Here is a 23,386-nt window from a genome sequence, read left to right as displayed (position 1 = left end):
AGCTTCGTCTGCTCCGAAGCGCCCAAGGTTATGCTGAGACCGAGGCGTCGCCTGCGGCCTTCTCCTGCTGCGCAAATTCGCGCCGCAGCAAGCGCTGATAGGCGAGCCCGATCCCGACGAGGCAGGCTCCCAGGCCGATGAAAGACAGTGCCCGCAAGAGGCCTTCCAATCCCGACATATCGACGAGGAAGGCTTTGCAGATCGCCACGGTGACGACCGCGAGGGAAGCCAGCCTGAGGTCTTTCGATTGCAGCCGGAAGCCGAGTGCCAGCAGGGCGACGCCATAGAGCAGGAGCGCCGCCGAGTAGGCGTAGAGTTCGGCTGCGCTTCCGCCATGGAGCAGCAGGTCGGGGCCGACGAACCAGCGCCGCACCTCGATCAGCAGGTAGATCAGGCTGCCCATGATCGCGGCTGCGCCAAAGATGCGCCTGGCCAGCGGGGCTGTGATGTATTCGCGTGTCCAGCGCGCGGCAGTGAAGGCGAGAAGTGACGGCATGAGATAGCCGACCAAGGCATTGTCGAGGATGATCGGCCCGGCCAAGGGCGCCTCCGTCAGGAGCGGATTGGCGAGCAGTCCCGAGAGAAGACCGAAGGCGGTGCAGGAGGCAATAGCCACGCTTTCCGCGCGTGCTTTGACCGAGCGGCCGAACAGCCTGACCGAACCGGCTATCATGATGGCAATGGCCGCGATGAAGCCGAGAGACGCGTACCAACCGGCTTCGGCCAGCGTCACCGGCACCTCGGAGACGAGCAGTGGCCCGTGGAAGCCATGTCTCAAAAGCAGGAAGGCGCACAGCACCGCCCCGCCGATCGCGGTCTTGGCGAAGGCTTGACTGATTGCTGGACGGGCGGAGCGCGTCCAGAAGGCAAGGCCGGCGAAAGCAAGGGTCGCTGCGCCATATCCCCATAGGATTCGATTGAAGATGATCGGGCCGGAGACGCCGCTGTGGTCGATCATCGGATTGCGCAGGATGCCCAGCGCGAGCGTCGCCCATCCGATCGCCAGGAAGGCCAGCGCGCGCATCGCATATTCGGTCACGCGGCTGCTCGCGGCTGTGTGCCAGATCCGCGCGGCGGCAGTCAGGGCGAGCAGCATCAGCGTCACGATGACCGCCTCGACGAAGCCGACGGTCTCAACGGATCGCGGAGCCATTTGCGGGCCAGCAAAGGCGTGCCGGACGATGAGGATGGCCCCGAGTGAAACCAATACGGCTGCACAGGCCGTGAGACTTTCGCCGATGCGCGAGCGTGCTTCATCTCGATCGAGCACGAAGCCCAGCGCGCCCAGAGACAGGCCGGCCAGCACGTAGAGCATGAGCCGGTTGAAGACGGGCGGCCCGAGCACCTGCGTACCATCGAAGAGCGGATTGAGCAGGCCACAAAGCCCAGCGAGGCTCAGCACGATCAGGGCGGCGGCAGCGATGTCTGCAGCCGGGCTGAAGATGCGTCCGGCCAGGCGGCGGGCAAGGAGCTGCAATCCTGCCCCGATGAGGCCGATCGCCACGACATGCATCACGGCTTCCTCGAAGAGCCTGTTTCGTAGCCCCTCTGCATAATGGCCTGTGATCAGCGCGATGTTCGGCACGAGATCCGGCCCCGCGAAGACCTGCCGGATTTCGAGCAAGACGAAGGCCGCACCGAAGACAACGGCCAAAGCCTCGTGCACGCTGCGGGGCCGGTCCTGCTTTGCGCGCAGCGCGAGAGCGCCGACAGCGAAGCACAGCGCCGGACCGGCATAGGCGGGGATCACCCAGTTGACGATGGGCCAGGAGCCCATCTCGGTGACGATCGGCTGCCAGACCAGGCGCGCGAATGCGGCCGTCGCCAAAGCGGCCGACATGCTGCGCAGCAACGGTATCGGGCGCAGGCTGGCGATGATGGCAACGCCTGCCGCGGCGATGGCCAGCCCGACCACAAGCCAGGTCTCGCGCAGCGCAAAAGCGACGGCCATGCCGAGCGCTATCGCGCCGCCGGCGGCATAGGCAGCCGAGCCGATGAAGGCGAGCGGGTTTGTCCGTGACCGCGTGTTGCGTCGTTCGACGGGCAGCAACACTTCCGAAGCGCCAAACAGCGCCAGCGACAGCAAGAGCGCCAGCGCAGCGAAGCCGGTCGAGCGCTCAAAGCCGTTGCTGCGCAGGGCTGCCGCCAGCAGCAAACAGATCGGTCCAAGCGCCGAGGCGAAGGCAAGGCAGCCGCGGATGATGAACCCGCCTGCGCCGGAGCCCTTGCGCGTCAGCAGGGCATGGAAGGGAAGCCCGGCGACGATCACAGCCATCAAGGCAGCGGTCCATCCGATTCCCGGACCAGCGTTGCCTGTGAAACTCAGCCTGATGAGATCGAGGATGAGATGTGGCGAGATGCCGAAGGCGGCCTCCCGGCTCGGCCAGAGCAAGACCATTCCCGCCGCTGCGGCCGCAGCCAGAGGCGCCAGCGGCGCAAGGTCACGGTGCCGCACAGATGAGAGCACTGCGACCAGCACCGATATCAGAATGGCTGCGTGGAGCGGCACGGGACCACCAGCGGCTGTCCATATGACCCCGGACAGAACCAGCGGAACGGCGATGGCGATCAGGCCGATCGCGTCGAAGCCCAAAACGGTCCAAACGCCCTGGGCTGCTCGGCCCCTGAGCGCGGGCCATTCCTTTAGCAGGGCGAGCGCGAACGATGCGCCGACAATCAGCAGGAAGGAGGCCCATGCCGGATTGTGACCCGCCAGTGCGATCAGCAGGGTCCAGATGCCGTGCCCCGCAACGGCGCCCAGCGTGACCACCCGACTCGGCCGCCACGCATGCAGAAGGAAGGCGGTCGTCGTGACGAAGGCGATGAAGATGGCTAGCGACGCGTAGCTCGGCGCGGTGCTGGCGACCAGCATGGGCGTCGCATAGGAGCCTACCAGGCCGAATAGTCCAAGGACTGGGCCATGGACCAGAGATGCCGCAAGCGTGGCCAGGCCGATCAGCCCCATCAACGCGAAGGCGATACCAGGCCCGATGAAGCCATAGATCGCATGCGCCGCAAAGACGACGCCGAACCCGCTGAGCACGCTGACGCCGGCGAGAACGCCGGGGATGTTGGCGCCGCCCAAACGTCCGAATGCCGCTGAGACAGGGCCGAGATCGGCGATCCGATCGGTCCGCCTCAGATATTCACTGGCAGCGGCTGCGAGAAGCGAAAAGGCCGCGCCCATCAACAGGCGCACGCCAGGGCCGAAGACACCGGCCTCGATTGAGTATCGAACCAGGAAGAGTCCGCCGAAGGCGAGTGCGATACCACCCACCCAAACCGCCCAACGCGAGCCGATCGCCTCTTCGAAATCGCGGCGAGGAGCGGCTGGCGGAGGTAACGGCGCCTCAGTGGTTGCAGCCGCTGGCGGTGATGCTGAGGGCTCGACCTGTGCTTCGAAGGTCTGTGCTTCGAAGGTCTGGGGGGACACCTCCAGCTCGATCTCGGCATCGCGGGCCGCCTCGGCAAGCGGCTCGATCTCTTCCACAGGGGGCGACGGCGCCTCAACTGCGTCGAGTGGCGGCGGGGGAGTGTCGACGGGTTCTGGCGGAATATCCGGCGCCGATTGCAGGGTGGCCTCAGCCTGAACGACAGCATCCGCGGGCGAAGCCGTATCGTGCGCGGACCACTGTGTGGCAACGCGTTCGCTGTCGGCTTCTGGCTGGCTATGCTCCACAAGGGTTCTGCGAAGCGCGGCTACCGCAGATCGCAGGTCGTCGATTTCAGCCTGCTGCCTCGCAATAAGTGCAAGCGCGTTATTGGCTCGTCCGCTTGCGGAGAAGGCCGCCCACGGGACGGCGATGAGGAAGCCGAGGACTACGAGGCCGAGCAGAACCAGAGCGTCCAAAACATACCCTCAACCGCCGCTAGACAATCGTTGATGGCAATAACCTATCGTCACAGGCTGTGTCCAATGGCGTGGGTCTCAAGACCTGCCAGCCAGCCAAGACCTGCTGGCCACGCCAAGTGCCGGGCTGGTGGGGAACGGAGTTTCCGAGAGGCAGCATGGGCGACTTGCGGCGCGCTGGCGGGAGCGCAAGCTGGACGGCCTGGAAGCTGACCGTCCCGGAAGCCGCACCCGGCGCAGGCTACGCTGCGCCGGCATGCGAATGAGGTCGACCGAACCGCTGCCGCCGAACGTCCGTCAGCCGCCCGGCTTGATCCCCGCCTCTTCGACGACGCGGTTGGCACGCAAGGTCTCGGCTGCGATGAAGCGCGCGAAGCTCGCCGCGTCCTCCGTCACGGCTTCGGCGCCGAGTGCGGTCAGCTTGTCGACGATCTCGCGATCTTTTGACGCCGCCTGCACCGTCACGTTGACGCGCTGCACCGTAGCGGCCGGCAGGCCCTTCGGCCCCCATAGGCCGTACCAGAGCGTGAAGTCGAAATCAGCCAGCCCGAGCTCGCCAGCGGTTGGCACGTTCGGCAGGAGCTTGCTGCGTTGCGCACCCATGATCGCGAAGGCGCGCACCTTGCCATCGCTGATGAACGGCAGGGCCGAGCCGAGCGGAGCGACCATCAACTGCACCTGGGCGGCGACCACATCGGTGATCGCCGGAGCCGTGCCACGATAATTGACCAGCTCCGCGCTGGTGCCGGTGCGGCGCTTGAAGCTCTCGGTGGCGAGGTGGCCCATGCTGCCCAGCGCCGAATTGGCGAAGCTGTACTCATTGGGCCTCGCCTTCATATCGGCGATCAGCGCCGGCATGGTCTGCGGCGTCTTGCTCGAACCGATCAGCACCATCGGCGAGGTCGCGAAGCGCGAGATCGGCGTGAAATCCGTCAGCGGATCATAGGACACGTTGCGCATCACATGTTTCGCCATGATGTGGATGTCGGCATTGGTCAGATAGGTCGTGCCGTCGGGCGCCGACCTCGCGACGTCGGTCGCACCGAGCGTGTTGCTGGCGCCGGCCTTGTTCTCGACCACCCAGGATTCGTCGAGCGCAGGGGCGATGCGCTGGGCGTAGAGCCGCCCGATGACGTCGATGGCGCCACCCGCGGCGGCGGGCACGACGAGCCTCACGATCTTGCGTTGAGCAAAGCTGGTTCGGGGCGCGAGCGCGCTGCCCGCGAGCCCCATCAGGGCCGCACGTCGTGTGATGATCACCAGGGTTTCCTCCAGATACGGCCGCCTTGGTGGCGGTTCTCGCTTCAGGTCGAAAGGCGGTCTGCGATCAGGATCTCGTCGCGGGGCGGGCCCGGCAGCGCTAGGAACTGCCGGCTCCCTCAGGGCGCTTCACGAGATAAGAACGCATACTCATTATCAGTATGCACCACATCTCAACCCTGTCAAACCACACGCTCACGAACCCCGGCTCGTGAAACGGCCTCGACCGCAATCTCGATCTCGGGAAAGGCGGGGCCGTCAGGCCGCGTCGGGAGGGCGCACCGCAGCAAGCCGCAGCGGCACGCGCGAGGCGTCATTGTTGAGCTCGACGAGCTGCGCGAGCATCCGCATGAAGACCTCGCGATCCGCGGGCAGGAGCGGAGCGAGGATGCGCTCCTGGGCACGCTGCGCCAGCGGCTCGGCATCCCTCAGGACGCGCTCGCCCTTTGGCGAGAGATGCAGCACCTTGATGCGCTTGTCGTCCTTGCTGCCCGAGCGCAGGATCAGCTCCTTCGCCTCCATCCGCTCCAGCACATTGCCGAGCGTCGAACGGTCGAAGGCGACAAGCGCCGACAGGCGGGTCGCGTCGATGCCGGGGTTCTCGCGCACCGTGACCAAAGCTGCGTACTGGACAGGCGTCAGATCGACCGGCGCGCATTCCTCGAGAAAGATCGAGACGGCAATCTGCTGCGCGCGCCGAATGAGATGGCCAGGTTTGAGATAGATATCATCCATCGACATCGTCGCTTTGCCCTAGTGAAACAGCAGCAGGTCTCGCCGCTCGAATGTCCGTGCTTTAGGTTGTTCATCAGCCGGCACAGGCGAATATTGCCCGGCCAGATGTCCGGTTTCCGCTATAGATCGTATGCTTTCATTCCGTAAGCGGTCAAACTGACCTCAGAGCCCTGTTTAGAAACTCCAGCCCTCATCCTGAGGAGGCCCGAAAGGGCCGTCTCGAAGGATGCTCCAGATGGTTCGGGAGCCTCCTGGAGCATCCTTCGAGACGCCATTCCTGCCGGAATGGCCCCTCAGGATGAGGGCTCGCGTAGTCTCCAAACCAACCTCAGCGCTCCCGCCGCCGTGCTGCCAAAGCGACGTCCGGCATCGACGCGCGCGCAACAGTCCAAAGCGGCCCCGTATCTCGACCATCCAATCGCGCCCCCTGCCCTGCCCGGGCCGAACGGCGCGATGCCGCCGGCCGGTTGACAGTGAAAAATCTGCGCGTATCCTGTTAATCAGTATACGGACGATCCGTTAGAGATCGAGTAGATGGGGAGGATGGCCCAGCGATTTCCGGCTTCGGGAATCCGCGGCGCCGCATGCAGCTTCGCATCCTCATCGATCCCTTCCGATCGCCCGCGCTGGCACGGCGGAGCGACTGCCGTGCCGCTGGCTGGCCTATAGAACGCTGCGATCAAGGCGAGGAGAGACCGACTTATGTGCACCTCGGACCATGGCAACCACCCCATCGCCGTCGACCTGGCCGACACGGCCACAGCCTCGGTCGCGCCCTCCCCGGAGATCGTCGAGGACCTCATCGCGGCCAACCACATCCTGTTCGATCAGGGCGTCGTCGATGCGTTCGGCCATATCAGCGTGCGCCATGACGGCCGGCCCGATCGCTTCCTGCTCGCCCGCAACATGGCGCCGAGCCGGGTCGCGGCCGAAGACATCGTCGAATTCACGCTCGATGGCGAGGCGGTGAACGCTGCCGGCCGCAAGGTCTATCTCGAACGCTTCATCCACGCCGAGATCTTCCGCAAGCGTCCTGACGTGATGGCCGTGGTTCACAGCCACTCGCATTCGATCGTGCCGCTCAGCGTCGTCAAGGGCACAAGGCTCAAGGCGATGTTCCACATGGCCGGCTTCGTCGGCCAGGGCGCGCCCGTCTTCGAGATCCGCGAGGCCGGGGGCGACGCGACCGATCTGCTGATCAGCAGCAATCATCTCGGCCGCGCGCTTGCCGAGCATTTCGACGGCCACGACATCGTCTTGATGCGCGGCCACGGCTCGACCGTGGTCGGCGGCTCGATCAAGCAGGCGGTCTACCGGGCCGTCTATGCCGAGCTCAACGCACGCTATCAGCTCCAGGCGATGCAGCTCGGCGAGGTCACCTATCTCACCGAAGGCGAAAGCCGCGCCTGCGTCGCAAGCATTGAGGCGCAGGTCCATCGCCCCTGGGAGATGTGGCTCGAACAGGCCCGTGCCCGCCGGCGCTGACAGCGTCCGGTCCAACCAAGCGCCTCGATCATTCCGCCTCGTTTGAAGGGGGCCTCCATGCAATTTCATCTCAACGGTTTTCGAACCGGTGATCCCGCCATCTGCGAGCCAGCCAGCGATCTCGTGGCTGCCTCGACCAGCGCTTGCTCGACGAGCGCTTCCTTGCCGGGTGAGGTCGACGTCCTCATCGTCGGCTGCGGCCCGGCAGGCTTGACGCTGGCTGCGCAATTGGCCGCCTTCCCCGCGATCACGACGCGGATAGTCGAGCAGAAGCCCGGGCCTCTGGAATTGGGGCAGGCCGATGGCATCGCCTGCCGCACGATCGAGATGTTCGACGCCTTCGGCTTCTCCGAGCGTGTCCTCAAGGAGAGCTACTGGGTCAACGAAACGGCGTTCTGGAAACCCGACGCAACCCGGCCGGAGCGCATCATCCGCAGCGGCAGGATCCAGGATGTCGAGGATGGGCTCTCCGAATTCCCACATGTGATCCTGAATCAGGCGCGGGTGCATGATTTCTTCCTCGACGTGATGCGGCGCTCGCCTGGCCGGCTGGAGCCGGATTATTCCAGGCGCCTGCTCGACCTGCAGATCGACTCAAGTCCCACGGCCGATAGCGGCGTTCCAACGCATCGCGTGACCGTGCAGCTGGAGCGGCTCGATCAGGCGCATGAGGGAGAAATCGAGACGATTAAGGCGCGCTATGTCGTCGGCTGCGACGGCGCGCGCAGCGCCGTGCGCAAGTCGATAGGGCGCAGGCTGCATGGCGATTCCGCCCAGCAGGCCTGGGGCGTCATGGACGTGCTCGCCGTCACCGATTTTCCGGATGTCCGGCTGAAGGCGCTGGTTCAGTCCGCCAGTGAAGGCACCATCCTGATCATCCCCCGCGAGGGCGGCTATCTGATCCGGATCTATGTCGAACTCGACAAGCTCAACGAGAACGAGCGGGTGGCGAGCCGCAATATCGGGGTGGAGCATCTCATCGCCGCAGCACAGCGGATCCTGCGGCCCTATACATTCGAGGTGAAAGAGGTCGCCTGGTGGTCGGTCTACGAGATCGGCCAGCGTCTTTGTGACAAGTTCGACGATGTGCCGGCCGATGAGGTGGAGCAGCGCCTGCCCGCCGTCTTCATCGCCGGCGATGCCTGCCATACCCACAGCCCGAAAGCCGGCCAGGGCATGAACGTCTCGATGCAGGACAGCTTCAACCTGGGCTGGAAGCTGGCCGCGGTCCTGCGCGGGCAATGCCGGCCGGAACTGCTGCACAGCTACTCGGCTGAACGCCAGGCCATCGCCAGGGAGCTGATCGATTTCGATCGCGAATGGGCGAAGATGCTGAGCGCGCCGCTGAAAACCTCCGAGACCGGGGATGGCGTCGATCCCAAGGCGGTCGAAGCGTATTTCGTCCGGCATGGCCGCTACACGGCGGGAACCGCGACCCGCTACGCTGCCTCCGTGCTGACCGGCGAGCCGAGCCATGCCGGCCTGGCGACGGGGTTTCCGATCGGCACGCGCTTCCATTCCGCGCCGGTGGTGCGCCTTGGCGACGCCAAGCCGGCCCAGCTCGGCCATGTCGCCGAGGCCGATGGCCGCTGGCGCCTCTATGCATTCGCTGACAGGGCCGATCCGTCCTCGGCAACCTCGCGGCTGCGGGCGCTTTGCGAGTTCCTGGCGGCCTCGCCTTCATCGCCCATCCGCCGGCATAGGCGGCCGGGCGACGATATCGATGCGGTCATCGACCTTCGCGCGATCCTCCAGCAGGCGCATCGCGACGTCGCCGTGGAGACGCTGCCTGGCCCGCTCCTGCCCCGCAAGGGCCGCCTCGACCTGGTCGACTACGAGAAGGTGTTCTGCCCCGATTTTCGCGGCGGTCACGACATCTTCGACCTGCGCGGCATCGACCGCGAGCATGGTTGCCTGGTGATCGTCAGGCCAGACCAATATATCGCGCAGGTCATGCCGCTGAATGGATTCCGTGCACTCGAGGATTTCTTCGCTGGAATCCTGCTCCAGCAGTCGGATTCGCGGGGACAATGCGCCTAGCACGTTCCGATCCAATTGGATCGTTCAACGGCTCCTCCTCCTCGTTTTAAGGCGCTTTCTTCACGCGAACCGGTGTCCACTTCGCTCGAAAACGCCTTGAGGTCGTTTGAGCCCCCTCAGCCCTGATCCTGAGGAGCCTGGCTTCAAATGAAGCCAGTGATTTCAATGGCTCTGTCTTAATCACCTATGCGCCGTCATCCTGGGCGAAGCGAAGCTTCGGCCCGGGATCCATCGTAGGGCCAGACCCGTCAAAGGATTGGCCCTCCGATGGATCCGGAGCTGCGCCGCTGCGCGGCTTGTCCAGGAGGACGGAGCGGGTGATAACGAGCGATCGGAAGCTATTGATATCGCTCGGTTCATTTCAGGTCAGGTCTGAGGAGCCAATCCCGGGGAATGGCATCTCAGGATGAGGGCTCAATTCTCAAGCGATGCCTTAGAGCAGAGCCGCAGTCGGCAAATCGCGGCTTTGCCCGCTGTTGCGAGCGGAGCGCTATTTGTCTTTGGTCGCTGTTGAAATATCAGATATCTCATATTAGAAACCACCGGGCGGTACGATCGCGGAGGCCAGCATGGATCACGGCGAGCGCGTCACTCCGGTGCAACCGATCTTCCTGATCAATCTGCGCGACCATGTTCACGAGAATCTGCGCAAGGCGATCATTGCCGGCCGGCTCGTCGACGAGGAACGCCTGAACGAGCGCGATCTTGCGCGCGATCTCGGTGTCAGCACCACGCCGCTGAAGGAGGCCTTGCGACAGCTTGAGACCGAGGGCCTGGTGCGGACAGAACCGCGGCGCGGCGTTTTCGTGACCTATGGCCCACAGCAGGCCGAGGAGATGTCGCTCGCCCGCGCCGCTCTTGAGAGCATGATCGCGCGCATGGCGGCCAAACGCGCCTCGCTTGGGGATGTCGACGTCTTGCGGGCTCAGGTCGCCGATATGGAGACCGCGACGCGAAAAGGCGATGTCGAAAGGCTGATCGAGCTCAACGAGCTCTTCCATGGCCAGATCCATGAGGCCTCGGGCTGCGGGTATCTGCGCCGTCTCCAGAGCCGGCAGCAGATCTACGATCATACGACGCGCGTCGGCCTGCTCCAGGACGCCGATGAGCGCGGCCGCGCCTTCGCCGAGCACCGCGCCATTCTCGAGGCGATCGCGCTGGGGGACCCCGATTCTGCCGAACGGATCATGCGGGATCACATCGTCCGATCCGGACAGCGTCATATCGAGACGGTTTTCGGTCGCGCCCGGCTGGGAGACAGGCAATGAGCCTGGGCCGGGTCGGAAGGACGCTTGCCGGAACCTCGGCCTCATTGGCCTCGGGCGATGGCGTCAGCCGTCGCGGACATCAACGCCATTCGCCACTGAGGGAAAGGCTGGCGGCATAGAGACGTGAGAGCAGGATCAACGCGAAAAACCGGTTCCCACTTTTTCGCATCCTGCTCTGGCAACGAAAACGAGAAGCCCATCATGGGCCCCCGACGGACGAGCCAACGCCCGCGGACCAATTCTCCGATGTTCCAGAAAGGGTGGAAACATGACGCATGACATTTCGAGACGGCATCTGATCGGCGGCGCACTTGGCGTATCAGGGCTTGGCATGGCCGGGCTCGGCGGGCTTTCTGTGCATCCCGCGGCAGCCCAGGTGGTGAAGCCAAAATCCCCGCTGCTGCTGAACGTGATCGACGCTGCCGGCAACCTTGCCCTCACGCAGCCGGCCTTCGAAAACTACCGCAAGGCCAATCCGGAACTCGTCTCCCGCATCGCCTTCACCAAGGCTCCGGCGCCCGAGCTTCCGAGCAAGATCAAGGCCCAGCAGGGCGCAAACCGCGTCGACATCGATCTTGTGATCATCGGCCCCGACGCGCTCTCCGCCGGCCTCGCCGACGACATCTACTACGATCTCATCGGCCAGCAGGCGAAGAACCTGCCCGATCTCCAATCGATCTATCTCGACCCCGCCTGGCGCATGCAGTCCCTGGCCAAGGGCCGCGGCGTCGTCATCAGCTACTATCCGTCCGGTCCGCTGCTGGAATATGCGCCAGCGCGCGTCAAGACGCCGCCGACCACGGCCGAGGAACTGCTCGACTGGGCCAAGCAGAACCCCAAGAAGTTCATCTATGCGCGCCCCGCCAATTCCGGACCCGGGCGGACCTTCCTGATGGGGCTGCCCTATCTGCTTGGGGACACCGACCCGAAGGATCCGGTCAAAGGCTGGGACAAGACCTGGGCCTATCTGAAGGAGCTGCACAAGCAGATCGAGTATTACCCGACCGGGACCGGAGCCGTGATGAAGGAATTCGGCGACGGCACGCGCGACATGATCGTCACCACGACGGGATGGGACATCAATCCGCGTGTGCTCGGCATCGTGCCGAAGGACGCCAAGATCCAGACCCTCAAGGGGTTCCGCTGGGTGGTGGACGCCCATTATCTCAGCATCCCGAAGGGCCTCCCGGCGGAGCGCATTCCGATCCTGGTCGACCTGATCTCCCACATGCTCAAGAAAGATCAGCAGGCCTACGCCTATGACGAAGGCTATTTCTATCCCGGCCCGGCGGTGAAGGACGTGCCGCTCTCGATGGCGCCCAAGGCAAGCCAGGACGCGCTCGCCGAGTATGGCCGGCCGGAATACGAGAAGCTGATCGCCGACAATCCGAAGGAACTGCCGCTCGAGCCCGTTCAGCTCGTCCAGGCCTTCCGGCGCTGGGATGAAGAAATCGGCTCCAAATAACGGCCGCATCTCGCATGACAGCCGTGTCTTGTGTGACGGCCAAGTCCTGCGTGACGGTAATCTCTTGCCTCGCCATGGAGCGTCCGCTGTCGCAGCGGGCGCCTCTCCGCAATCGCATCCCGCGCGTGGCCTTATGCCCGTCACTGCATCCCCGTCACGGCTGCCGGTCGTCCTGAACGGCGCCTTGAGAGGCACACGCCCTGACACCGTCGCGAGGTTGCGTCTCCGCGCCAACCTCGCCTGCATTCTCACGGATACCGGCCCATGAAAATCACTGCGCTCGAAACCATTCAGCTCCCCTACCTCAAGAACATCCTGTGGCTGCAGATCCATACCGATGAGGGGTTGATCGGCCTCGGCGAGACCTTCCGTGGCGCGGATGCGGTCGCGCGCTATCTGCACTCGGACGTCGCGCCGCTCCTGATCGGCCGCGACCCGCTGGAGATCGACGCGATCTCCAAGCTGCTGATCGAGACCTATGTCGGCTTCCGCTCCTCGGGCGTCGAGATGCGTGCGGCGTCCGCCGTCGACATCGCGCTCTGGGACCTCTTCGGCAAGGCGACGAACCAGCCGATCCACCAGTTGCTCGGCGGCCTCTCGCGACAGCGCATCCGCACCTACAACACCTGCGCCGGATACACCTACAACAAGAGCGGTGCGCGCCGTTACATCGGTGCCAGCGACCATGCGGCAGAAGGTCCCTATGAGGACCAGATCGCCTTCCATCGCGATGCCGGCGCGCTGGCGCAGAGCCTGCTGGAGGAAGGCATCACGGCGATGAAGATCTGGCCCTTCGACCCTTACGCGGTCGAAAGCGGCGGCAACTTCATCCACCGGGCCGATCTCGACAAGGCGCTTCTGCCCTTCCGCCAGATCCGCGACACTGTGGGCGACAAGATGGAGGTGATGGTCGAGCTGCATTCGATGTGGGACCTGCCATCGGCACTGGCGATCGCTCGCGGCCTGCAGGAATTCCGGCCGTTCTGGGCCGAGGATCCGATCAAGATGCAGGATCCGGACGCGCTCGCCATCTACGCGCAGCGTTCCGGCCTGCCGGTCTGCGCCAGCGAAACCGTCGCAACCCGGTCGCAGTTTCTCGAATTGCTGCGCAAGGGAGCCGCCGACTACGTCATGCTCGATGTGTCATGGTGCGGCGGGTTGAGCGAGGCCAAGAAGATCGGCACGATGGCCGAAGCGTTCCAGCGCCCGGTCGCACCGCATGACTGCACCGGCCCGGTCGTCTTCGCCGCCTCGATCCATCTCGCCATGAACCTCCCCAATGCCATCTTCCAGGAATCGGTCAGGGCCTATTACAGCTCCTGGTATCGTGACCTTGTCACGGTGATGCCGCGCATCGAGGACGGGCATCTCTATCCCTTCGCAGGCGCGGGGCTCGGCCTCGAACTCAGCCCCTACGTGCTCGAACATCCCGATGCGATCGTCCAGAAGACAAGGCGGGCCGATCTGTGATCGCCTTCCGCACACTCTCTGCCCTCGGCTGTCGCGTCGGCGAATGTCCGCTTTGGGACGAGCGACGCGAAATCCTCTTCATCTGCGACGTGCTGGCACCGGCGATCCACAGCATCGCGCTGGACGGCACGCGCAAAGCGAGCTGGAGCTTCGAGCAGCCGGTCGGGTCCTTCGGCCTCACCGAGAGCGGTCGATTGATCGTGGCGCTCGGGCGCGGGATCGCGCTGTTCGACCCCGATAGCGGCACCCTCAGCCCCTTTGCCGGGACGCCCGAGCCTGAGACCAACCGCCTCAATGACGGCAAGGTCGGGCCTGACGGCCGTTTCTATCTCGGCAGCATGGATGATCGCCCCGAGAAGGAGCCGCTCGGTGTGTTCTACCAGGTCTCGGCCAATGGTGCGGTCAAGGCGCTTTTCGGAGGGATCAAGGTCTCGAACGGCCTCGCCTGGTCGCCGGATGGGCGCGTCCTCTATCACAGCGATTCACGCGGCCCGACCATCGACGCCTATGATTTCGACCCGCAGACCGGCGAATTATCCGGCAAGCGCCGCTTCGCGACGCTGGACGACGCAACCGGGAGACCCGATGGCGGCGCCTGCGATGTAGAGGCGCATTACTGGAGCGCCGGGGTCTCTGCCGGCATGCTCAATCGCTTCGCCCCGGATGGGACGCTGGTCTCGCGCCACCGCGTGCCCTGCAAGGCGCCAACCATGCCGGGCTTCTGTGGACCGGGATTGCGGCAGCTGGCGGTGACGTCGCTCAGCATCGGCCCCCTGCCCGGCCCGGGCGATGGCGACCTGTTCATCGCGGAAACGCCCGTCGCCGGCGTGCCGATTGCGCGGATGAAAGGGCTTTGACGATGGCCGCGGCATCACAGCATCGCCCAACGGAGGCCGGCCATGTGCTGCTGACGGGAGCGTCCGGCACCTTGGGACGCGTGCTCACGCCTGGCCTCGCCGCCGCCGGCCACCGGCTGCGCCTCAACGACCTCCTGCCCTTTCCCGATCCGATGCCTGGTGGAGCGCGCTTTGCGGCCGCCGACATCACCGACAAGGCAGCTCTTGCGGCCGCTTGCCCCGACGACGTGACCGACATCGTGCATTTCGGCGGCATCAACACCGAGAAGGACCCCGAGGCGATCCTGAGGGTCAATATCTGGGGCACGCTGAATGTTTTTGAGCTGGCGCGCGAGCGCCGGGCGCGCGTGATCTTCGCCAGTTCAAACCATGCGATCGGCTTCTATCCGCGCACGCAGCAACCGCTTGCGATCACCGACCCCTACCGGCCCGATGGGCATTATGGGGTCTCCAAGGTCTATGCGGAGGCACTGGGCCGGCTCTACCATGACAAGCATGGCATCGAGAGCGTCCAGCTGCGCATCGGCTCCTGCCTGCCCAAGCCGCTGGAAACGCGAAACCTCGCAACCTGGCTGTCCTATCCCGATCTCGTCCGGCTCGTGCTTGCCGCTCTGGCGGCGCCGGAGGTCGGCTACGCCGTCGTATGGGGCATCTCGGCCAATACGCGCCGCTGGTGGACAGGCGACGATGCGCACCGGATCGGCTTCGCGCCGCAGGACAACGCCGAGGACTTCGCCGACCAGGTCGCGCCGGAGCAAGGCGACGAGGTCACCCGCCGCTTCCAGGGCGGTTCTCATTGCGGCATCGGCTATAGCCGGCATAGCTGAGCTGGGAGAGCGACGTGTCGCGGATCACGCTTTCGGCCCATGGCTATGAACTCGCCGTCAATCCGGATTACGGCGCCAACCTCACGGCTCTGGGCTGGCGGCGCCGCGACGGCCGGCTGATCGATATTCTGCGCGGCTGCGACGACACGGCGCTGATCCCAGGCGAACCCTCGCCCGTCGGCTGCTTTCCGATGGCGCCCTTCGCCAATCGCATCGACGGCGGCAGCTTCAGCCATGCGGGCCGCGACTACGCGCTGCCGATCAATCGGCCTCAAGACGGATGTGCGATCCACGGGTTCTCGCGCTTCGCAGCCTTTGAGATCCTGTCCCAGGGGGAAGGCGCGATCAGCCTGTTGCATCGCCACCGCGGCGATGTTTTCGCCTATGATCTGGTGCAGGACATCGTCATCGACGCCCAGGGCCTGGCGCTGCGACTTGCTGTGACCAATCGCGGCGCGGCAATGCCCTTCGGCATCGGCTTGCATCCCTTTTTCCTGCTGGAGGCTGGCGCGAGGCTGCGCTTCCAAGCCACCCGACGCTCGCAATCCGACGAGCGATACCTGCCCTTGCGCTTCGTGCCGGCGCAAACCGCGCCTGATCTCGGCGCAGGCATCGCGCTCGCGGATGTCGCTGGCTTCGATGCTCACTATTCCGGTTGGGAGCCGCGGCTGGTCGAGCTGGAACGGCCAGGCGCGGGCCTCTCGATCAGGGTCCGTGGCGAGGAGGCCTTTTCAAACCTGCATCTCTATGTCGGACAGGATCGCGATTTTGTCTGTATCGAGCCGGTCAGCCATGTTCCCGACGCGCATAATCGCAGCGATCTCGCGCAGCATGGCAAACTCGCCGTGCTTGAACATGGCGAAATCCTTGCCGGGACAATGCGGATGTCCGTGTCCGCGATGAACGGTCTGAATAGCAACGGCTTTTGAGACTGACTTATGGCTGAGGCTGCGCCGTCATTCCGGGGCGATCTGAAGGATCACCGTTTTCGGCGGGGCGCGGGAACCTCGACAGGAAACCCTCTCCTGTAAGGAGAGGGTAGGGTGAGGTGTCGGCCGTTATCCGCTAGGGTGCGGCCTCACCGCCGCGTGCGGTTGGCTTTGCGCTTTACTGGTCGAGGGGCCGACACCTCATCCCTGCCCTTCTCCTTACAGGAGAAGGGTTCCCCGCGCCTTTCGTCACAGAAAGTGCCCCGGCAAGGCCCTCCTGCAGCTTACTGAAGATGCGGTTTTCTCAGAAAGCTGCCACGGTCGGCCGACTTCACGCGAAGCCAGGTTTCACGGCCATTGCGGACGATCCTGATGGGAACCTCCGATCCTGCCGGCCCGCTCGCCCATAGCTTCCGGTAGAAATCGGCCAGGCCATCGATCTCGCCATCGCGAACATCCGAGATGATGTCGCCAGCACGCATGCCGGCCTGGGCCGCGGGGCCTCCCTCGGTCACGCTCATCACCACGACCTCGCCATTGCTCTCGGCCGAGAACGCACCGAGCCAGGGGCGCGGCGGCTTGTCGACGCCGCCCCGGGCGAGCAGATCGTTCAGGATCGGCGGAAGCAGATCGATCGGCACGATCATATTGACCTCCGAGATCTCCTCGCCCCGGCCCATTTGCAGGTGCAGCGAGCCGATGCCCAGAAGCTTGCCATCCGCTCCGATCAGCGCGGCGCCTCCCCATGACGGATGCGCGGGGGCGGTAAAGATCGCCTCATCCAGCAGATACTCCCAGTAGCCGGCGAATTCCTGCTTGGCCACGATGTTCGCCCGCACCACCTGGCCGATTCCATCGGCAAGGACGACGGGGTCGCCGATTTCGGCCTGGGTTGCGGCGCCGAACTCCATGGCGGGCAGGTCGAGCCGATCAAGCGCCTGCACCAGGCCGAAGCCGGTTTCCTGGTCATAGGCAAGCGCATGCGCGGGAACCACGCGGCCGGTCTGGGTCGTCAGCCAGACGTCCTCAGCCTCGGTGATCAGGTAGCCGATGGTGAGCACCAGCCCGTTGTCCCGAATGACCACGCCACTGCCCTCCCTCCGGGTGCCCAAGGTGGCAGCCGTGAAGGCGTCGTCCGGGATCAAGGAGCGAACTCCCACGATCGATTGCAAGGCCGGGCCGAAACTCATCATTCCATCCTGAAAGGACGCAGTGCCATGCGCAAGCCGGGCGCAGCGGACGCTGGATACGCCTGTTGACAGGTATGAAGCGGTCCGATCATCGCAAGGCCTTGGAGGGAGATTGAACTCCCTCCCCTCTGAACGCTCCGCTGCGCCGGCTTGCGCCGACTCGAAACCCCGGTCAGTCCACCCAGCGCATGCGGTTGAGGAACAGGCTTTCGTTTGGCGTCGGGATGAACTGCAGCGGCTTGGCGGCGCCATACCCCGCGACGGTCTGGTAGAGCGGCACGACCGGTAGCGTTGCGGCAACCGTTTCGTGAATTTTGCGGTAATCGGCGAGCCGTGCCGCCGGATCGAGCGTCGCACGGGCGCTGTCGAGCAACCCGTCGACTTGCCTGTTCTCGACGATGGTCCAGCTATTGCCGGAATGGAACAGCTGGTAGAGCGCGCCGTCTGCATCCTGGCAGGCACAGGACGAGCGGCTGATAGCCAGCACGGGCGAGTCGACGGGGCCGCGCTGGGTACGCTGCAGGAAGCTCGGCGTGTCCACCATCTCGATGGTCACGTCGAGCCCGACATCCCGCAGCTGCTGCTGGATCGCCTGGACGACGCGCTGATCGAAGAACGGCGCGGTGGTGAGCGGAATCGAGACCTTGGCGGCAGCCCCGGCCTCGGCGACAAGCGCCTTGGCGCGCGCCGGATCGTAAGCGGGGCCGGTGATGCCCTCGGCCCAGCCGAAATGCGCCGGCGTGAGCATCTGGGCGATCGGCTTCTCCTGTCCGCTGAGAATGCCGTCGATAATGCCCTGCTTGTCGACAGCGCGCGCCACGGCTTCGCGTAGCTTCGGATTGTCGAAGGGCGGCCGGTTCGGGTTGAGGCGCAGATAGGCGAGGCGCTCGGTCAGCGCCGTCAGCGGCTTGACCCGTTGCGCGCCAGAAAATTGAGCAAGCTGGTCGCTGTCGAGCCCCACGGCAAGGTCGGAGCTGCCGGCCTGGAGGTTGGCGACGCGTGTCGCACCATCCGGCACCGCGCGGAAGAGCACGGTCGGAAACGGACCCTTTGTGCCCCAATAGCCATCATTGCGCTTAACCGTGACGGCGACGCCGCGTTGCCAGCTCTCAAAACGATAGGGACCGCTACCGACCGGCTTCAGATTGAAGGCGTCCTTGCCGACCTCGTCGATGACCTTCTTGGGCACGATCGAGAGCTTCACGAGCTGGGCGAGCAGAGCGGGATAGGGACCGTCGGTGACGAGCTTGACCTCCGTCGCCGAGAGCGGAACCGCCTCGATGATCTTGTCGAACTGCCCGCGCTGCGGACTGGCAAAGGTCTTGTCGGTGATGCGCTTGATGCTGAAGGCAACATCCTCGGCGGTGAGTTTGGAACCGTCATGAAAGGTGACGTCCCCACGCAGCGTGAACAGAATTTCCGTGTCGGACAGGTTGCGCCAGGCGGTCGCGATCTCTGGGACAATCTGCCCCGCATCGTCGCGCGTGACGAGATTGTCGAAGATGTTGCGGTAGACATAGTAGCTGTCGGGATTCCACTGAACCTGCGGATCGAGCGTCGAAGGCTCGGCTGCAAGGTCCACCACGAAGCGATCTGCCCCCGCAAGCGCGGGCGTCGCGGTCGCGGCGAATACCAGAGCGGCTGCGACGAGCCATTTGCAAACCTTCGTCATCGATCGGTCCTTTCGAAGCCGGAGCCGGCCAGGTGCAAAGGCGGATAGCCCAGGCGTGCCCTCGAGCATGTCGCTATTGTGGTGCCGGACCCGGGTGATCACAATTCCATTGTGAGACCTCATCATGGGATGATGTCCCGGCTACGCCATCTCTCCGAGATGGTTCACCTCCGCCCGGATCGCGTCATGATGCGGCGGTTGCGATCTCGCTCACGATCGACGCCGCCATCGGCCTGCTTCCACTGACTTAACGAGCGCGCCTCGCTGCATGCTGTGGGCCGGAACGAAAACGGCCCCGCATCACTGCGGAGCCGCCTTCCGTCGGGAGCTGGGTAGCTCAACCTAGGATGCCGCAAGTCTGGCCAGAGCAGGCCAGCAGCGAGCGACATGACTGCCTTACGGCATTGAGATGGCCTGGACCACTGTCAATCACTGGGCAGATGGTTGCACGGGGCAGATGGCTCGCCCTCATGCAACGAGGCGGACAGCAAAGCGACAATCAGTCGATCATCGCCACCAAGGTGCACGAGACATAGCCGCTCAGAACCTTGTTCATCTTGGCGTCCGTGACGCCGCCGCCGCGCTTGATGCACATCAGGCGGGCAATCAAGGTGTCCGACATGCCTGTCGACTGGCCAATCTTCGTGCCGCCTTTCAGGAAGCGAACCGACGTAAATTTTGCACCAGCTGGAATTCCAGCCTCGACGAGGACGGCTTTCGTCCATGTCGCGATGTCGGGCAGCGTGATCGTTATCTCGGCCATTGTGTCTCCGTTTCAGGACTGCCTATGACACAACGAGCTCAGAGCACCAACGAAATATGCCTTGCTGTCGATCCCGACCTTGACGCTGCTCGGTGGCAAACAGGGGCCCGTTCGCATCTGTGCAATGCGGCGTGGACGCCAACACGCGAAGACACCCCTCCAAATTGCCGGCCGTTAAGCAATTATTGCACTTGGCATCCGTCGCTCATGACAGGAGAGCGATTAGGGAGTAGGTTTACCAAACGTTAATAAGAAAATTGTCGGCGAGCGCCAAATCAAGAGCCGCCGCCGATCCGGTGAGGCGCGTAAACGCGCTGAACTGAGGGTTTAGGGGCGGATCTATGGCTACAATCTCCCAATCGGAGAAATCTGATCCGGAAATCAAGAACGCTTTGCGGATCTGCATGGCCAGCTTTGGAAGCGTCGCTCTATTTTCCGGCTTCATTAATATTCTTTACCTGACCGGGTCCATGTATATGCTCCAGGTATACGATCGCGTATTGACCAGCAGATCAACCGCGACTCTCGTATATCTTTCGCTAATAGCGATTTTGGCATTTTCTCTACAAGGCGTTCTCGATGGAGTGCGCTCGCGGATGCTGGCTCGCATTGGGGCCCGCTTCAACGAATTGCTCGCGCCGCGCGTCTATCAAGTCGTTGCCGAACTCCCCCTTCGTGGCGTGAGTGGCAGCGAGGTCATGACACCGGTGAGGGATCTCGATCAGATTCGAGCCTTTCTATCCGGCATGGGACCGATCGCCCTCTTCGATATGCCATTCCTGCCTATTTTCCTCGTGGTGACATTTCTTCTTCACCCCTGGCTTGGATATATGACGGTGTTTGGCGCCCTTGTGATCGTGGCGTTGACGCTTCTGGTCGAGCTGCGCAGTCGTCAGCCGACCCGCGCGCTTGCCGAAGTGGGCGCGCACCGGCAGAATCTGGTCGAGTCGACGCGCCGGAACGCCGAGATCATTGCTGCGCTGGGCATGCGTCGCGCCTTTCTGGGGCGCTATACGGCGATCAGCAATCGACATGTGGCGGAGACATTGCGTGCCAGCGATGTCACCAACGGCATCGGCGCATTCGCCAAGATCTTTCGGCAGATCCTTCAATCGGCATCGCTTGGCCTGGGTGCATATCTGGCCATCCGGGGGGAAATTTCGGCTGGCAGCATTATCGCGGCATCCATTTTAACGTCGCGCGCTCTTTCACCGATCGAGAATGCTGTCGCCAATTGGAGAGGCTTCGTTTCGGCGCGGCAAGGCTTGCGGCGGCTCGAAGGCAGCCTGTCTTTTGTCGCACCCGCCCAGGCGCGCTTGTCACTGCCTGTTCCCTCGCTGGATCTGCAGGTATCGGACCTCTACGTGGCTCCACCGGGGCAATCCAAGCCGGTCCTGAACGCGGTGTCCCTGCTGTTGAAAGCCGGCGACGGGTTGGGCATCCTGGGAACGACCGGATCGGGTAAATCGACCTTGGCGCGCGCCATTGTGGGGGTATGGCCACCACTGAAAGGCAGCGTCCGCATCGACGGCGCGGCGCTCGATCAATGGGGTGACCAGCTCGGGCAACATGTCGGATACCTCCCGCAGGATGTCGAACTCTTCGATGGGACGGTCGCCGAGAATATTGCGCGCTTTTCTGCCGGAGCGACCCCTGAGGCCATCGTCACCGCGGCCAAAGCGGCGGCCGCCCACGCGCTCATCCTCGGGCTGCCAAAAGGCTACGATACCCGCATTGGTGAAGCGGGCGTCGCGCTGTCCGGCGGCCAGCGCCAACGCATAGCGCTGGCGCGCGCTCTCTATGGCAACCCATTTCTCGTCGTTCTCGACGAACCGAATGCAAACCTCGACAGCGAGGGCGACGAAGCCCTGAACAGCGCGATCCATGCAGCGCGCACCCGGGGCAGTATCGTCATCATCATCACTCACAGGCCCTCAGGGCTTGGCGCCGTCAACCTGGTGTCGATTCTCAAAGACGGGCGCATGACGGCGATCTTCAATCGTGATGAAGTGATGCCGTCGATCCTGCAACCCGCGCCGGCGTCTCCGCTTCTGTCGGATCGTTTGGTGTCGGCATGACGGCCTTCACCCCCCTTATTCCCGACCTCTCGACAGCAACACCGGCGAATTACGCTCATTCGTTGCGCCGACTTCAACTGGTTGGCGTGAGCAGCATCTGCATCTTCGCCGGCGCGCTGGGCATCTGGTCGATGACGTCGACACTCCAGGGCGCAGTCGCGGCCAATGGTCAGTTCGTCGTCGCCAGTGACGTCAAGAAGGTCCAGCACCCCACGGGAGGGGTCGTGGGCGAACTGCTCGTGCGTGACGGTCAGCATGTAAAAGCCGGTGATATCGTCCTGCGTCTCGACGAAACCATCGCACGCGCGAACGAGCAGATCGTCTCCAAGCAATTGGATGAGTTCCTGGTCAAGTCATGGAGGCTCGAGGCTGAACGCGACGCGCTCCTTGTACTGGCCGGTGGCCCCGACCTTGGCGCGCGCATCGCATCCCCGGAGATGACCAAACTGATCGCCGCCGAGAGACGGCTTTTTGAGGTCCGCCGAGCGGCACGCGATGGCCAGCGCGCTCAATTACGTAAACGCGTGACCCAGCTCGCCGACGAGATCAAGGGGCTCAAGGCCCAGCAAGCCGCGAAAGAACGCGAAGCTAAAATCATCGCCGTGGAGTTGGTCGGTGTCGAGGAGCTCTATAATCGCAAGCTGATTCAGATCTCGCGGCTGAGTGCGCTCCAGCGCGACCAAGCCAGCAACGAGGGGCAGAGGGGCCAACTGATCGCCAGCATCGCTCAAACCGAAGGTAAGATCGCTGAGATCGAGCTCCAGATCATCCAGATAGACGAGGATCAGCGCGCCGAAGTCATGAAAGACCTTCGCGAGATACAGGGCCGTGAGGGCGAGCTCGTCGAGCGCCGGACTGCTGCGCAGGATCAATTGAAGCGGATCGACTTGCGCGCCCCCAGTACCGGCATCGTGCATCAACTCGCTGTTCATACGGTTGGCGGCGTGCTGCAAGCCGGTGAACCGGCGATGCTGATCGTGCCGGGCGAAGAAGACCTGCAGCTCGAGGCCAGAGTGGCGCCGCCTGACATCGACCAGATCAGCCTTGGCCAGTCCGTGCGGATCAAAGTGCAAGCGGGCAACCAGGCCAGCAATCCCGAGCTTGACGGGGTCGTCTCCCGGATCAGCGCCGACGTCACGCGTGATGAGCGCCAGGGCATTGCTTACTATACGGTTCGGGTCGACCTTCCACGAGCGGAACTCGACCGTTTGGCGCCGATCAAGATTATCGCGGGGATGCAGGCCGAAGCCTTTATCGAAACCGTTGCGAGAAGCCCGATCGCGTTCCTGATCAAGCCGTTTTCAGCACAGCTGAGCCGCGCCTTCAGGGAGCGCTGACGATCGCATTTCCTTATCGGGATTCCGACGAGAGGCGCCGCGCGCTGGAGCGCCGGCGCCCGTTCTCGATCTCTGATGACGATGCGGGCCTCTCGCCGCCGCCGGGCAAGCCCCCCCCAACGGCCAGAGCGAACTCAGCCCGGGACAGGGCCTAAAGGCA

The 23,386-nt window shown here is 64.1% G+C and carries 16 protein-coding genes; 10 read left to right on the top strand and 6 right to left on the bottom strand.

Features of this window, described 5'->3' with window-relative positions:
- Positions 1–28 precede the first annotated feature (28 nt).
- The 3 genes from BHK69_RS13265 to BHK69_RS13255 all read right to left on the bottom strand — a co-directional run bounded on the left by BHK69_RS13265 (position 29) and on the right by BHK69_RS13255 (position 5,851).
- Entirely contained in the window at positions 29–3,490 is a 3,462-nt protein-coding gene (locus BHK69_RS13265) for a DUF2339 domain-containing protein (RefSeq protein WP_069690517.1), read from the bottom strand.
- Between the two features lie 657 nt (positions 3,491–4,147).
- On the bottom strand, positions 4,148–5,110 hold the full coding sequence (locus BHK69_RS13260) for a Bug family tripartite tricarboxylate transporter substrate binding protein (RefSeq protein ID WP_069690516.1): 963 nt from the start codon (positions 5,108–5,110) through the stop codon (positions 4,148–4,150).
- Positions 5,111–5,368: 258 nt separating this feature from the next.
- Complete coding sequence (locus BHK69_RS13255; protein WP_069690515.1) at positions 5,369–5,851, bottom strand: MarR family winged helix-turn-helix transcriptional regulator; 483 nt, start codon at positions 5,849–5,851, stop codon at positions 5,369–5,371.
- 696 nt (positions 5,852–6,547) lie between these two features.
- On the opposite strand from BHK69_RS13255, the gene BHK69_RS13250 reads away from it, so the two are divergent.
- The 8 genes from BHK69_RS13250 to BHK69_RS13215 all read left to right on the top strand — a co-directional run bounded on the left by BHK69_RS13250 (position 6,548) and on the right by BHK69_RS13215 (position 16,186).
- Entirely contained in the window at positions 6,548–7,330 is a 783-nt protein-coding gene (locus BHK69_RS13250) for a class II aldolase/adducin family protein (RefSeq protein ID WP_069690514.1), read from the top strand.
- 57 nt (positions 7,331–7,387) lie between these two features.
- The gene (locus BHK69_RS13245) at positions 7,388–9,370 is read left to right on the top strand and encodes an FAD-binding monooxygenase (RefSeq protein ID WP_069690513.1); all 1,983 of its coding nucleotides are present in this window, start codon (positions 7,388–7,390) and stop codon (positions 9,368–9,370) included.
- A 569-nt stretch (positions 9,371–9,939) separates the two neighbouring features.
- A complete protein-coding gene (locus tag BHK69_RS13240; protein WP_069690512.1) occupies positions 9,940–10,638 on the top strand; it encodes a GntR family transcriptional regulator in 699 nt (232 codons plus the stop codon).
- 331 nt (positions 10,639–10,969) lie between these two features.
- The gene (locus BHK69_RS13235) at positions 10,970–12,103 is read left to right on the top strand and encodes an extracellular solute-binding protein (protein WP_244548521.1); all 1,134 of its coding nucleotides are present in this window, start codon (positions 10,970–10,972) and stop codon (positions 12,101–12,103) included.
- 264 nt (positions 12,104–12,367) lie between these two features.
- Complete coding sequence (locus tag BHK69_RS13230; RefSeq protein WP_069690510.1) at positions 12,368–13,573, top strand: mandelate racemase/muconate lactonizing enzyme family protein; 1,206 nt, start codon at positions 12,368–12,370, stop codon at positions 13,571–13,573.
- Positions 13,570–14,430 (top strand): SMP-30/gluconolactonase/LRE family protein, encoded by an 861-nt coding sequence (locus BHK69_RS13225; protein ID WP_069690509.1) that lies wholly within the window; start codon positions 13,570–13,572, stop codon positions 14,428–14,430. Before BHK69_RS13230 ends, BHK69_RS13225 begins: the two co-directional genes overlap by 4 nt.
- Before the next feature lie 2 nt (positions 14,431–14,432).
- Positions 14,433–15,257, top strand: coding sequence for an NAD-dependent epimerase/dehydratase family protein (locus tag BHK69_RS13220; protein WP_069690508.1), 825 nt, complete (start codon positions 14,433–14,435; stop codon positions 15,255–15,257).
- Positions 15,258–15,271: 14 nt separating this feature from the next.
- A complete protein-coding gene (locus BHK69_RS13215) occupies positions 15,272–16,186 on the top strand; it encodes an aldose epimerase family protein (protein ID WP_069690507.1) in 915 nt (304 codons plus the stop codon).
- A 284-nt stretch (positions 16,187–16,470) separates the two neighbouring features.
- Here the strand turns inward: BHK69_RS13215 and BHK69_RS13210 are convergent, their stop codons facing one another.
- The 3 genes from BHK69_RS13210 to BHK69_RS13200 all read right to left on the bottom strand — a co-directional run bounded on the left by BHK69_RS13210 (position 16,471) and on the right by BHK69_RS13200 (position 19,811).
- Positions 16,471–17,376 (bottom strand): S1C family serine protease, encoded by a 906-nt coding sequence (locus tag BHK69_RS13210; RefSeq protein WP_069693622.1) that lies wholly within the window; start codon positions 17,374–17,376, stop codon positions 16,471–16,473.
- A 172-nt stretch (positions 17,377–17,548) separates the two neighbouring features.
- Positions 17,549–19,048, bottom strand: coding sequence for an ABC transporter substrate-binding protein (locus BHK69_RS13205; RefSeq protein WP_069690506.1), 1,500 nt, complete (start codon positions 19,046–19,048; stop codon positions 17,549–17,551).
- Positions 19,049–19,547: 499 nt separating this feature from the next.
- Positions 19,548–19,811 (bottom strand): hypothetical protein, encoded by a 264-nt coding sequence (locus tag BHK69_RS13200; protein ID WP_069690505.1) that lies wholly within the window; start codon positions 19,809–19,811, stop codon positions 19,548–19,550.
- Between the two features lie 341 nt (positions 19,812–20,152).
- On the opposite strand from BHK69_RS13200, the gene BHK69_RS13195 reads away from it, so the two are divergent.
- Both BHK69_RS13195 and BHK69_RS13190 read left to right on the top strand, forming a co-directional pair.
- On the top strand, positions 20,153–21,889 hold the full coding sequence (locus tag BHK69_RS13195; protein ID WP_069690504.1) for a type I secretion system permease/ATPase: 1,737 nt from the start codon (positions 20,153–20,155) through the stop codon (positions 21,887–21,889).
- Entirely contained in the window at positions 21,886–23,226 is a 1,341-nt protein-coding gene (locus tag BHK69_RS13190) for an HlyD family type I secretion periplasmic adaptor subunit (RefSeq protein ID WP_069690503.1), read from the top strand. Before BHK69_RS13195 ends, BHK69_RS13190 begins: the two co-directional genes overlap by 4 nt.
- Positions 23,227–23,386 lie beyond the last annotated feature (160 nt).

The organism is Bosea vaviloviae (assembly GCF_001741865.1).
GTDB lineage: Bacteria > Pseudomonadota > Alphaproteobacteria > Rhizobiales > Beijerinckiaceae > Allobosea > Allobosea vaviloviae.
Note: the sequence above shows the minus strand (reverse complement) of the source record. Positions and strands in the feature narration are given on the sequence as shown.

Coding starts and splice junctions, on each gene's coding strand:
- BHK69_RS13255 (WP_069690515.1), bottom strand. CDS start 5,851: ATGTCGATGGATGATATCTATCTCAAACCTGGCCATCTCATTCGGCGC.
- BHK69_RS13250 (WP_069690514.1), top strand. CDS start 6,548: ATGTGCACCTCGGACCATGGCAACCACCCCATCGCCGTCGACCTGGCC.
- BHK69_RS13245 (WP_069690513.1), top strand. CDS start 7,388: ATGCAATTTCATCTCAACGGTTTTCGAACCGGTGATCCCGCCATCTGC.
- BHK69_RS13240 (WP_069690512.1), top strand. CDS start 9,940: ATGGATCACGGCGAGCGCGTCACTCCGGTGCAACCGATCTTCCTGATC.
- BHK69_RS13235 (WP_244548521.1), top strand. CDS start 10,970: ATGGCCGGGCTCGGCGGGCTTTCTGTGCATCCCGCGGCAGCCCAGGTG.
- BHK69_RS13230 (WP_069690510.1), top strand. CDS start 12,368: ATGAAAATCACTGCGCTCGAAACCATTCAGCTCCCCTACCTCAAGAAC.
- BHK69_RS13220 (WP_069690508.1), top strand. CDS start 14,433: ATGGCCGCGGCATCACAGCATCGCCCAACGGAGGCCGGCCATGTGCTG.
- BHK69_RS13210 (WP_069693622.1), bottom strand. CDS start 17,376: ATGAGTTTCGGCCCGGCCTTGCAATCGATCGTGGGAGTTCGCTCCTTG.
- BHK69_RS13205 (WP_069690506.1), bottom strand. CDS start 19,048: ATGACGAAGGTTTGCAAATGGCTCGTCGCAGCCGCTCTGGTATTCGCC.
- BHK69_RS13200 (WP_069690505.1), bottom strand. CDS start 19,811: ATGGCCGAGATAACGATCACGCTGCCCGACATCGCGACATGGACGAAA.
- BHK69_RS13195 (WP_069690504.1), top strand. CDS start 20,153: ATGGCTACAATCTCCCAATCGGAGAAATCTGATCCGGAAATCAAGAAC.
- BHK69_RS13190 (WP_069690503.1), top strand. CDS start 21,886: ATGACGGCCTTCACCCCCCTTATTCCCGACCTCTCGACAGCAACACCG.